The sequence below is a fragment of the Pseudomonas sp. NY15354 genome, assembly GCF_048068075.1.
Classification (GTDB): domain Bacteria; phylum Pseudomonadota; class Gammaproteobacteria; order Pseudomonadales; family Pseudomonadaceae; genus Aquipseudomonas; species Aquipseudomonas guariconensis_C.
In genome coordinates this window covers 204,997-215,765 of record NZ_JBLUPV010000008.1, presented here as the reverse complement: position 1 = coordinate 215,765, position 10,769 = coordinate 204,997, and the positions used below count along the sequence as shown (strand labels likewise).

Sequence of the window (10,769 nt, the reverse complement as noted above, 5' to 3'; positions counted from 1 at the left end):
TCTATAACCCTAAACGCCGACACAGCAGTGCTATGCAGCTGTCTCCAGTAGAGTATGAGAAACGCTATTTCCTGAGCTTGGAGAGTGTCTAGAAAACCAGGGGCGATTCAGCTTGGCCGTTTGTGATACCTTTATCTGGAAAACAAATCCTATATCCTTGGGGTAGCGCGGTATTAAGAAGAGTAATAGTATTCCTGACCCCTTCCACCATACCTAAACACTGCCCGGCGCCAACCATGTCGGTGTTCGGACCAACTTGTGCACCATCCATCACTCTGGCTACTTGCTGGCACTGAGCTAATAGTGCGTTTCCGTCTGCATTGGCTTCAGTGCCGGCCAGTGCACCTGCTAAAGCAATAGCGGTCCCGATTCTTGATTTCATCCCGCACCCCCGAGTCATGGTACAGCGATGATACGAATGTGCATGGCTGATTGCCATATGCATCAGCTATCAAGCTGCTAATCTGTGAAGCCCTGAGCTAGAGACACTGGACATGCTTACGCCGCTCCTCTGGAAGCACGGTTGGGCCGATGCCTATGCCGCTCGAAATGATCTGATCGCCATTGAGTTCTTGGAGCTGGTGGTGCGGCCATCGTTGGCGGCGCTAACTAACAAGCATCAGGAGTACGCAGCAAGTGATGATCCAGTGCTTTACGGCTTCGCTGCCATGGATCAGCTCGACCTGATAAACAAGACCGCCACAGCATTCTGCCTTTCGATCCAGGCTCTGTGGGAGCGGCAGCTTCGCACGTACCTGAGTAACTGTGTTAAGTGTGTGCCGATAGCCGATATTGATCCGCATCGCCTGCAGTCAGCTCAGTGGGGAGAGCGTATGGATGCCCTTTTCCTTGACGTTAGGGGAATCGACCTTCAATCCTTTAGCTCCTACGAAATGCTTACCGTGCTCCATCTTATGGCGAATGTTTGTCGCCATGGGGAAGGGCGTTCATCGAGGGAGTTGTTCGTGAAGTGGCCCCATCTCTGGCCGGATCAGGCAAGCGGTTCAGTACATGGCCTATTCGTATCAGAACACCTACTGGCGGGATTCGTGGATGCCGTTGTGCTGTTTTGGATGGATATGGAGCGATTAGGGTTGGAAAGCTTTAAGGGTGACAAGCCTACAGATCGAATTGCTTTCCTGAAGTGCCATGGTCAAGGGCGCTTGGACTCCATCAACCGTCTATTACTGGCATAACACCCAGCACCACGCCGCATATCACAGCGAAGGTAGAGCGTTTCGGTTCGGTCGGGGTATTATGGTGACGAACAGCAGGCAGGTCGACAGTGTGCCCCAGGCGATCATCATCACCGCGATCCAGCGCCGCGGGCCGAAGCGGTTGAGTGCCAGGTTGCTGGGCAGACCGCACAGCACGTAGCCAATGAAGAAGATCCCGGCACCCAGGCCGTAGACGGTCTCGCTGAACTTCAGGGCGTCGAGCATCTGCAGCTTGGCGAAGCCGACATTGACGCGGTCGAGGTAGTTGAACAGGTAGCAGATGAAGATGAAGGGAATCAGCCGCAAGGTGATACGCCGGTACAGCGCATCGCGGGTGATGTCTTTGCCTTGGTCAGGGGCGGGGCTGTGTGCCATGATCGGGTTCTCTTTTTTTATGGTTGTCGCGGCGTCGCCAGTTCCGGCGCTCGCCACGACGAGTCTCGGTGAGCGCGGCGCGGCTGTCTTTGTGCTTTTGCACAGCCTCTGGCTCGGCCTGCTGTGCCGGCGACCAAAGCCTATCACCCCAAGGACCCTTGAATGTTCGAACTGGACCACGACCTGGCGCAGGACATCGTCGACCGGGCGATGGCTATCCTGCCGTGCAACGTCAACGTCATGGACAGCCAGGGTTTGATCCTGGGCAGCGGTGAGCCGGAGCGTATCAACACCCGCCATGAGGGCGCACAACTGGTGCTGGCCAATGGGCGGATCGTCGAGCTGGATGTGGACGCCGCCAAGTGCCTCAAGGGCGTGCAGCCCGGGGTGAACCTGCCGCTGATGCTCGATGACCGCTTGATCGGCGTGCTGGGGCTCACGGGCGATCCGCACCAGCTGCGTACTTATGGCGAATTGGTGCGCATGACCGCCGAGATGCTCCTGGCTCAGCGCCATTTGCAGGTGGAGCAACAGTGGCGGCGTCAGCGCTGCGACGACCTGCTGGCGTTGTTGCTCGGTGGCGGCAGTGATTCCCCACGGTTGCTCGATGAAGCCCAGCAGCTAGGCCTCAAGCCCCAGCTGGCCCGAGTGCCGTGCCTATTCGAACTCGAACCCGGCCCCAGCGCGGAGACGTTGTCCGGTTGGTTGATGAGCCGCTTCCCCGACAGTTGGTGCGTCAGCCCGGCGCGGCATTCGTTGCTGTGGTGCCGGCCGGCCGGCGTCGCGCTGGATGAACAGCGCCTGGTCGAACGCCTGCAACGCCATGGCTGGCAGGTCGAGCGCCTGGCGCTGGGCAATGCGGCGCAGAGCCTTGAGCAATTGCGCCGTGGCTATCGGCGGGTGCGTGACCTGCTGGCGTACGGGCGCGAGGTCCTGCCCCAGGAGCGGCTGTTGAGCCTGTCTCGCTATCGCCTGCCTGCCTTGCTCTGGCGCCATCGCAACGATGACACGCTGGATGAACTGCTCGAGCCCTTGCAGCGCATTCGCGCCAAGGATGCCAGCGGGCAACTGTTGGCGACGCTGCGCGCCTGGTGCGCCCACGACGGGCAGAGCCAGGCCTGCGCCGATGCGCTGGGGATCCATCGCAACAGCCTGCGGTATCGCCTGGAGCGGATCGCCGAGGTGAGCGAGGTCGATCCGCTGCGCCTGGAAGGGATGCTCAGCCTGTACCTGGGGTTGCAACTGCTGCCGGCGCAGTGACCGGCTCCTTCCGAAAGGCATTCGCCCAAACAACACCTCAACGCTTTTGTGCATTCGACAGAGGCCGCGCTGCGCCACAACTGGCAGCATGCGGGGTATCTGGACAGGAGAATCCCCATGAAAGTCGTCATCGCCCCCGATTCGTTCAAGGACAGCCTCGACGCTGCCGGTGTCGCACGCGCCATCGGTGCGGGCCTGGCTGAAGTGTGGCCGAACGCCGAGCGGGTCGAATGCCCCATGGCCGATGGTGGCGAGGGGACCATGGACGCGATCCTGGCCGCCAGCCACGGCGAGTTGCGTCGTCAGGTGGTGCGCGGCCCGTTGGGACAGAGCGTCGAGGCCGGCTGGGGTTGGCTCGTGCACAGCCGCACGGCGATCATCGAAATGGCCCAGGCCAGCGGCCTGCAACTGGTGCCGACCGACCAGCGCGATGCCTGCCGCAGCAGCACCTGGGGCACCGGCGAGCTGATCGCCGCGGCGTTGGCCGCCGGTGCCACGCGCATCGTCCTGGCCATTGGCGGCAGCGCCACCAACGATGGCGGTAGCGGCATGCTGCGAGCGCTAGGCCTGCGTCTGCTGGATGCCGACGGCCAGGCACTGGAGGAGGGCGGGCTGGCCTTGGGTCAATTGGCCCGGATCGATGCCAGTGATCTGGACCCGCGCCTGGCGGAAGTTCAGGTGGAGGTGGCGGCCGATGTCGACAACCCCTTGTGCGGCCCCAATGGCGCGTCGGCGATCTTCGGCCCGCAGAAAGGGGCGAGCCCCGCGCAAGTGCAGGCGCTGGACCAGGCCCTGGGGCATTTTGCCGATCTGTGCGCGCAATTGCTGGGTGGGGATGTGCGTGAGTTTCCTGGGTGTGGTGCGGCAGGCGGCATGGGCTTTGCAGCCAAGGCCTTCATGGGGGCGCAGTTCCGCCCTGGGGTCGAGGTGGTGGCTGAGCTGGCAGGGCTCGACGCACTGGTGCAGGGGGCGGACCTGGTGATCACCGGGGAAGGGCGCTTCGATGCCCAGACCTTGCGCGGCAAGACCCCGATGGGCGTGGCCCGGGTGGCCAAGCGTCATGGTGTGCCGGTGGTGGTGTTGGCCGGGACCTTGGGGGAGGGTTACCAGCAGCTGTACGCCCATGGCATCGATGCGGCCTTCGCCCTGGCCAGTGGGCCGATGAGCCTGGAACAGGCGTGCGCGCAGGCAGCCCAGTTGCTCCAGGCGCGGGCCAGCGACATCGCCCGACTATGGCAGGTGGCGCGGGGCTGACCGCGGCGGTGCCGCGCTGCCCTTCCAAGGGGCAGCGGTGTGCTTGAGCATGCGCGATCCTTGTGGGGTTTACCCGCGACGCAGGCGACGCGGTGCCTGGCACCGGCTCTGCCGGTGTTCGCGGGTGAACCCGCTCCCACAGGTTTTGTGTAAGGCTCGAAACCAGCATCGCATCTATCGGCGCTGGCCATAGCCTGCTGGGCATGCGCGGTCATTGTAGGAGCGGCTTTAGCCGCGAAGCAGGCGACGCGGGGTGCCCAGACGCACATGATGCCGTCAGAGGTGACAACAGGCGCTCTCCCGGGCGCCGCTGAAGGGTGGGTACTCCAGCAATTGGGCTGGCGAAAGTGGCCGGCTGAAGTGGTAGCCCTGGGCGGTGTCGCATCCGGCGAGCTTCAGGCATACCACCTGTTCGCGGGTCTCCACGCCCTCGGCGATCACCTCCAGGCCCAGACGTTTTGCCAGAATGATCGTGGACGAGACGATCGGGCTGTCGTCGTGGCTATTGCACAAGGGGGCGATCAACGCCCGGTCGATCTTGAGCTTGGTCAGCGGCAACGATTGCAGATGGGCAAAGCCGGCATAGCCTCGGCCGAAGTCGTCCAGGCTGATACCCAGACCGGCGCGGCGCAGACGGTGCAGGTGCTCCAACGCGGTGCCTTCGGGGTCGAGCACGGTGGTTTCGGTGATTTCCAGCTCCAGCTGGTGCGCGTCGATGATATGGTCACGCAGCTCAGCCAGCAGGCGCTCGCTGAAGTCCGTCTGGCGCAGTTGCAGGGCCGAGACATTGACCGCCAGCCGAGCATCTCGGCCTTGTGCCCGCCACCGGGCGAGTTCTTCGCAGGCAAGGCGCAGGACTTCCCAGCCCAGCTCGACGATGAAACCACTGCGCTCGGCCATGTCGATGAAGCGATCAGGGTAAAGCAGGCCGAACTCAGGATGCTTCCAGCGCACCAGCGCTTCGTAGCCCTGCACCTTGAGGGTGTCGAGGCGAATCTGGGGTTGGTAGTGAAGGAGGAATTGGCGTTCGGCCAAGGCGATGCCGAAGGCTTGTTCGAGGGTGAAGGCCTGGATATCGGACACGTTCAAGGACGGGTCGAAGAAGCGGTACTGAGCACGTCCGGCCTGCTTGGCCGAGTACATCGCGGCATCGGCGCAGCGGATCAGCGTGTCGATGTCCTGGCCATCACGCGGGCAGATGCTGACACCGACGCTGGGGCTGGTGTTGACCTCCTTGCCGTCCAGGGCATAGGTGGCCGACAGCTTACTGACCAGCTCGCGCACCCAGGTGTCGATCTGTTCCTCATCGCGCTCGCCAGCCAGTAGCACCACGAACTCGTCCCCGCCAAAGCGCGAGGCCTCGTCGCCGGGATCCAGCAGGCGCTGGATCCGCCCGGCCACGGCCTGCAGCAGCAGATCGCCGATCTTGTGGCCTAGGGAATCGTTGATCGACTTGAAGCGGTCCATGTCGATGAACAGGATCGCCATCAGCTGGCGCCTGCCCCGTTGCCGGGCCAGAGCCTGGGTCGCCACTTCGACGAACTGCCGGCGATTGTGCAAACCGCTCAGGTGATCGGTGGCCGCGGCGTGACTGCTGCGTCGATGCTCATCTTCCAGGCGCCCGATCAGTTGCTGGTTGACCTGCTGGGCATGCTCCAGGGCGCTGAATGCCTCCTGGCGCTTGCCCAGCAGGCGCAGGCTCCAGGCGAGGCTGGCGAGAATCATCAGGGTCATGCTCAGGTTCAGCCAGAACTGCCGGGCGTAGGTCAGCGCCGAAGAGGCGAGGATTTCATCGTGCTGTTGGCTCACCACCACGCTGAAGCCTCGGTTGGCGACGCGACGGTACAGGCTCTGGTAGGCGCCTTCGACGCTGTACTGGGTGAGCAGCCCGGCCTCGTCGCCGGTTTCGGGCAGGTTCGGCATCAACCGGTCGCCGGCCATCACCACGCCGCTGGAGTCGATGCGCAGGCGCTCCTGGCCATCGTCCTGGAGCAGGCGCATCAGCCCGGTGCGGCCCAAGTCGATGTGCTGGAGCAGCACGGCGAGATAGCCGACGTCCAGCTGCACGACCAGGATGCTGTCGATCTCCCGCCCGCGCACATCGGTCAGCGGCAGAATGAACGGCAGCCGCCAGCTGGGCCGGGACGGTGGCGTGTCGGCAGGGGCGATGTGGGGCATGAAGGGTTTGAAGCCATCGTGGGAAACCCGCACCTTGAGTTGGTCAAGCCAGTCCTGGGGCAGGGCTTGGGGTTCGTCGGCATGGCTGGAGGAGAGCAGTCGGCCCTGGCGGTCATACAGGCTCATGCGCTTGAACGCCGGGTCTTCGGCGAGAATGCGTGCCAGGCTCAGGTTGCCCTGGCGCAGGGATTTCATGTCGTCCTGGGTCACCCGGCCCACCGCTTGGGCGCGGTCGACCAACTGGCGCAGGTTCTGCGCGACGATGCTGGCCAGGTTCATGTGCTCGGCAGCCTTGGCCGACAGCGCATCCTGGCGCGACGCAGCCTTCTGGGTGACGTGCAGCCCCCATAGAAAAGCGAGGGTGATGGCGCAGAGCGTCAGTAGCAACAGGGGAAGCAACCCTGCGGACGATAAGAAACGGCGAATCACTGCTGAAGTTCCCGACCCTGGGTAGTGCTCGGAAAATACGACAGAAAGGTGACAGTCGCATGACTGGTGGCAGATGGCCTTTATTTGCTGAGGCACCGCAAGTCGTGTGCGGCGATGGCACCCAGTTGGCTGGACTAGACTGCCCGATTGATATCAGAACGGCTCGCCCGACGGGCCTTCTGGCAGGGACCCTCACCGACACCCCACGCCTGTTGGAGGATGCCATGACACACCCGCACGATGACAAACGCCCCACACCAGATCCGGCCGAGGACAACGCGTTTTTCCCCTCGCCTTATTCACTGAGCCAGTTCACGTCGCCCAAATCCGACCTCAGTGGTGCCGACTACCCCCGGCCCTACACGGGAGGGCGCTGGAAGGTGCTGATGATCGGCGCTGACGAGCGCTACCTGCTCACCGACAACGGCACGATGTTCTCCACCGGCAACCACCCGGTGGAAACCCTGCTGCCGATGTATCACCTGGATAAAGCCGGCTTTGCCTTCGATGTGGCGACGTTGTCCGGCAATCCGGTGAAGTTCGAGTTCTGGGCGATGCCTTCGGAGGATGCCGAGGTCAAAGGCCTGTATGAGCGCTATCGCGATGCCTTCAAACGCCCGCTCAAGCTCGCTGAGGTGATCGAGCGTGCATTGGGCCCGGATTCGGACTACATCGGCGTGTTCATCCCGGGTGGCCATGGCGCGTTGATCGGTCTGCCCGAAAGCCAGGAGGTGAAACAGGTCCTGCAATGGGCGGCCATGCAGGACAAGTTCGTCATTTCCCTGTGCCATGGCCCTGCGGCGCTGCTCGCCGCAGGGCTTGGCGAGACGCGGGAAAGCTGCATCTACAACGGCTATCGCATCTGCGCCTTCCCGGACGATCTGGATGCCAAGACCCCGGATATCGGCTACATGCCCGGGCACCTGACCTGGAAGTTCGGCGAGCAGCTCAAGGCCCTGGGCGTGGAGATCGTCAACCAGGACATTTCCGGCGCCACCCTGCAGGACCGCAAGCTGCTGACCGGCGACAGCCCGCTGGCCGGCAACGCACTGGGCAAGCTGGCGGCTGCGGCGCTGCTCAAGGAAGTCGGCGCCGGCTGAGCATGAGGCCTGGGCTCAAGCGTCGACGGTCAGCACCACCTTGCCCATGTGCTGGCGGTTTTCCATCAAGGCGTGGGCCTGGGCGGCGTCGGCCAGGGCGAAGGTGCGGAAGATCAGCGGCTTGACCGCGCCACTGCGCACATGGGGCCAGACGTGTCGTTGCAGATCGGCGATGATCTGCGCCTTGTCGTCGGCGCTGCGCGCGCGCAGGGTCGAGCCGATGTGGGTCAGGCGCTTGACCAGCATCGGGAACAGGTCAAGCTGTGGCGCCGGGCCCTTGATGACGCCGATCTGTACGATGCGGCCGTTCATGGCGGCGGCCTGGAAGTTACGCGCGACATAGTCGCCGGCGATGATGTCGACGATCACGTCCACGCCCTGGCCCTCGGTATGGCGCTGAACCTGCTCGACGAAGTCCTGGCGGTTGTAGTCGATTGCCACGTCGGCGCCCAGGGCCTGGCTGGTCGCTTGCTGTTCTGGGTTGGCGACGGTGGTGAAGATCCGCGAGGCGCCGAGTGCCTTGGCCAGCATCGTCGCGGTGGTGCCGATGCCGGACACGCCACCGTGGATCAGCACCGACTCGCCGGCCTTGAGCCCGCCACGCTGGAACAGGTTGACCCAGACCGTCATGAACGTCTCGGGCAGGGCGGCGGCTTCGACCATCGTCAGGCCCTCGGGCAGGTGCAGGGTGGTACGCTCGTCGGCCACGGCGTATTCGGCGTAGCCGCCGCCGGTCACCAGGGCGATCACCGGATCGCCGACGGCAAAGCCTTGGACTTCACTGCCGAGGGCGACGACGTCGCCTGCGATCTCAAGGCCTGGAATGTCCGAAGCGCCCGCGGGTGGGTCGTACAGGCCCTTGCGCTGGAGCAGGTCCGGGCCATTGACGCCGGCGGCGCGGACCTTGATCAGGACTTCGCGCGGGGCGGGCTCGGGAATGGCCCGACGGCTAGGTTGGAGGACATCGGGGCCACCGGGTTGGGTGATCTCGATGGCGGTCATGCTGGAAACGTTGTTCATGGGTGCTGTGCCCTTGTGAGGTGAAGGTTCGCCGCGTTGACGACTTGCCCCAAGGGTACGGAACCTGCAGACCCTGGGCGCGCGGCGATTTCGCGGCGCCCTGTTGCAGATGTGCTGTGAGGAAAGACCATCGATGAATTGGGATGACGCAAGGATCCTGCTGGCCCTGGGCCGCGAACAGACATTGCGCCGCGCCGCGCGCGTGTTGCGGGTCGATCAGGCCACCGTGGGCCGACGCATTGCCGCGATGGAGGCTGACCTGGGATCGACCCTGTTCCTGCGCACACCCGCGGGCTATCAACTGACCGCCATCGGCGAGGAGGCGTTCGCGCTTGCCCAGAACGTCGAAAGCGCGGCGCTCGAGCTGACCCGACGCATCCGCGGCGTGGACAACGAAGGCGCCGGGGAGGTGCGCATTTCCACCACAGACTCCCTGGCCTGCGATTTCGTGATGCCGGCCCTGCGCCAGTTGCACCTGGCACACCCTGAAATCCGTGTGGTGCTGCATGGCTCCTCGGATCTGGTCAACCTGTCGCAGCGCGAGACCGATATCGCCATTCGCAATCAGCGGCCAGACAACCCCGATCTGATTCTGCGCAAGCTGGCGAGCTGGCCGATGGGCCTGTACGCCAGCGCTGATTACCTGGCGCGCCAGGGCGAACCGGTGCCGGGCAGTGGTTTCGCCGGGCACGATTTGGTGATGTACGAGCCGTACTGGCGGGATCGGGCATTGCCTACGTTGGTCGATGAGGGGATCGACCTGGGGCGGGTGGTGGCGGCGGTCAACTCCAGCATGATGGTGCGCCGGGCCATCGCCGAAGGCTTAGGCATCGGCGAAATCCCCATCGACATGGGCGAGCGCGACGGCCTGGCGCGGATCTGGCCGTCACGCGAGCGCAGCGCGCCTTACGAGGTGTGGATGGTCACCCATAAGGATCTGCGCCACACGGCCCGGGTTCGCCTGGTCATCGACCAGTTGGTCCGGGCTTTCGAGGGCTGAGCGATCAGTCCTTGAGCAGGGCGCGCAAGGCGGCCTTGGCTTCGGGGGTTTGCAGGCGCTCGACGAACAGCTGGCTTTCACGCTCGACCGTCGCCTCGAGTTCGGCGCGGTGGGCATCCTTGATCAGGCGCTTGCTGATGAGCAGGGACGCGCGAGGCATCGCCTGCAGGCGCCGGGCGAGCTTCTGCGCAGCTGCCAGGCATTGCTCGCCGTCTTCGTGCAGTTCGTTCGCCAGGCCCCAGTCCACCGCTTGTTCGCCGGTCAGCAGCTCGTTGGCCAGCAGCAGGCGAGCGGCGCGGGCATGGCCGAGCAGGCGGGGCAACAGCAGGCTGGAGCCGAACTCGGGGCATACGCCCAGCGGCGCGAAGGGCATGCGCAGTTTGGCCGAACGGCTGACCAGCACTTGGTCGCAGTGCAGCAGCAAGGTGCTACCGATGCCGATGGCCGCGCCGTTGACGGCGGCGATCAGCGGCTTGCTCACGCCCATGACCACGCGCATCAGGTGAAATACCGGGCTGTCCCGGTCGCGCGGCGGGTTGTCGAGAAAGTCGCGCAGGTCGTTGCCGGCGCTGAAACACTGCGGGCCGCCGGTGAGCAGGATGACTTCGACCTGCGGGTCTTCGTCTGCCGCCAGCAACTGCTCGGCGAGCTGTTGGTACATGGCGATGTTCAGGGCGTTGAGCTTGTCCAGGCGGTTGAAGGTCAGGGTCAACAGGCCTTGGTCCAGCTCGCGTGTGATCAGGTCGTTCATGGCAGCCGCTTTTGTTGTTGGAGTCGGGGTTCGGGCACAAGCCGCCGTGAGGGTTTATCACGGTGCTTGGCTTGTTGTACAGTCGTTCAGCCAGACTAGTCCCCTTGTGGGAGCCCCAGTCGCCCTGGCGCACAGAGAATGAAAGTCGCCGCTGCCACAGGCGCGCGCCAACTCGATAACGCTGT

General features: G+C 64.1%; 9 protein-coding genes and 1 pseudogene. 5 read left to right on the top strand and 5 right to left on the bottom strand.

Features of this window, described 5'->3' with window-relative positions; all coding sequences use genetic code 11:
- Positions 1-88: 88 nt before the first annotated feature.
- Positions 89-382: a hypothetical protein gene (locus tag ACNFCH_RS11300; RefSeq protein ID WP_416742784.1), complete on the bottom strand. Its 294-nt coding sequence runs from the start codon at positions 380-382 to the stop codon at positions 89-91.
- Positions 383-494: 112 nt separating this feature from the next.
- Here ACNFCH_RS11300 and ACNFCH_RS11295 point away from each other — a divergent pair, with 112 nt between their 5' ends.
- Positions 495-1,196 (top strand): hypothetical protein, encoded by a 702-nt coding sequence (locus ACNFCH_RS11295; protein WP_416742783.1) that lies wholly within the window; start codon positions 495-497, stop codon positions 1,194-1,196.
- 63 nt (positions 1,197-1,259) lie between these two features.
- Here the strand turns inward: ACNFCH_RS11295 and ACNFCH_RS11290 are convergent.
- Positions 1,260-1,592, bottom strand: a pseudogene (locus ACNFCH_RS11290) (MFS transporter); the annotation flags it as partial.
- Positions 1,593-1,754: 162 nt separating this feature from the next.
- Here ACNFCH_RS11290 and ACNFCH_RS11285 point away from each other — a divergent pair.
- Complete coding sequence (locus ACNFCH_RS11285; RefSeq protein ID WP_337157257.1) at positions 1,755-2,852, top strand: sugar diacid recognition domain-containing protein; 1,098 nt, start codon at positions 1,755-1,757, stop codon at positions 2,850-2,852.
- A 117-nt stretch (positions 2,853-2,969) separates the two neighbouring features.
- The gene (locus ACNFCH_RS11280; protein ID WP_337157256.1) at positions 2,970-4,106 is read left to right on the top strand and encodes a glycerate kinase; all 1,137 of its coding nucleotides are present in this window, start codon (positions 2,970-2,972) and stop codon (positions 4,104-4,106) included.
- A 276-nt stretch (positions 4,107-4,382) separates the two neighbouring features.
- On the opposite strand, the gene ACNFCH_RS11275 is transcribed toward ACNFCH_RS11280, so the two are convergent.
- On the bottom strand, positions 4,383-6,713 hold the full coding sequence (locus ACNFCH_RS11275) for an EAL domain-containing protein (RefSeq protein WP_337157255.1): 2,331 nt from the start codon (positions 6,711-6,713) through the stop codon (positions 4,383-4,385).
- 224 nt (positions 6,714-6,937) lie between these two features.
- Here ACNFCH_RS11275 and hchA point away from each other — a divergent pair, with 224 nt between their 5' ends.
- Positions 6,938-7,813, top strand: coding sequence for a glyoxalase III HchA (gene hchA / locus ACNFCH_RS11270; protein WP_337157254.1), 876 nt, complete (start codon positions 6,938-6,940; stop codon positions 7,811-7,813).
- A 15-nt stretch (positions 7,814-7,828) separates the two neighbouring features.
- On the opposite strand, the gene ACNFCH_RS11265 is transcribed toward hchA, so the two are convergent.
- Entirely contained in the window at positions 7,829-8,815 is a 987-nt protein-coding gene (locus ACNFCH_RS11265) for an NAD(P)H-quinone oxidoreductase (protein WP_416742792.1), read from the bottom strand.
- A gap of 151 nt (positions 8,816-8,966) precedes the next feature.
- Between ACNFCH_RS11265 and ACNFCH_RS11260 the strand changes: the two genes are divergently transcribed.
- On the top strand, positions 8,967-9,833 hold the full coding sequence (locus ACNFCH_RS11260) for a LysR family transcriptional regulator (protein WP_337157252.1): 867 nt from the start codon (positions 8,967-8,969) through the stop codon (positions 9,831-9,833).
- Positions 9,834-9,837: 4 nt separating this feature from the next.
- On the opposite strand, the gene ACNFCH_RS11255 is transcribed toward ACNFCH_RS11260, so the two are convergent.
- Positions 9,838-10,584: an enoyl-CoA hydratase gene (locus ACNFCH_RS11255; protein WP_416742782.1), complete on the bottom strand. Its 747-nt coding sequence runs from the start codon at positions 10,582-10,584 to the stop codon at positions 9,838-9,840.
- Between the last annotated feature and the right edge of the window lie 185 nt (positions 10,585-10,769).

Bases quoted from the DNA above. Each gene is read 5' to 3' on its own strand.
- ACNFCH_RS11260 (WP_337157252.1), top strand. From the start codon at position 8,967: ATGAATTGGGATGACGCAAGGATCCTGCTGGCCCTGGGCCGCGAACAG.
- ACNFCH_RS11285 (WP_337157257.1), top strand. From the start codon at position 1,755: ATGTTCGAACTGGACCACGACCTGGCGCAGGACATCGTCGACCGGGCG.
- ACNFCH_RS11280 (WP_337157256.1), top strand. From the start codon at position 2,970: ATGAAAGTCGTCATCGCCCCCGATTCGTTCAAGGACAGCCTCGACGCT.
- ACNFCH_RS11295 (WP_416742783.1), top strand. From the start codon at position 495: ATGCTTACGCCGCTCCTCTGGAAGCACGGTTGGGCCGATGCCTATGCC.
- hchA (WP_337157254.1), top strand. From the start codon at position 6,938: ATGACACACCCGCACGATGACAAACGCCCCACACCAGATCCGGCCGAG.
- ACNFCH_RS11265 (WP_416742792.1), bottom strand. From the start codon at position 8,815: ATGACCGCCATCGAGATCACCCAACCCGGTGGCCCCGATGTCCTCCAA.
- ACNFCH_RS11255 (WP_416742782.1), bottom strand. From the start codon at position 10,584: ATGAACGACCTGATCACACGCGAGCTGGACCAAGGCCTGTTGACCCTG.
- ACNFCH_RS11300 (WP_416742784.1), bottom strand. From the start codon at position 382: ATGAAATCAAGAATCGGGACCGCTATTGCTTTAGCAGGTGCACTGGCC.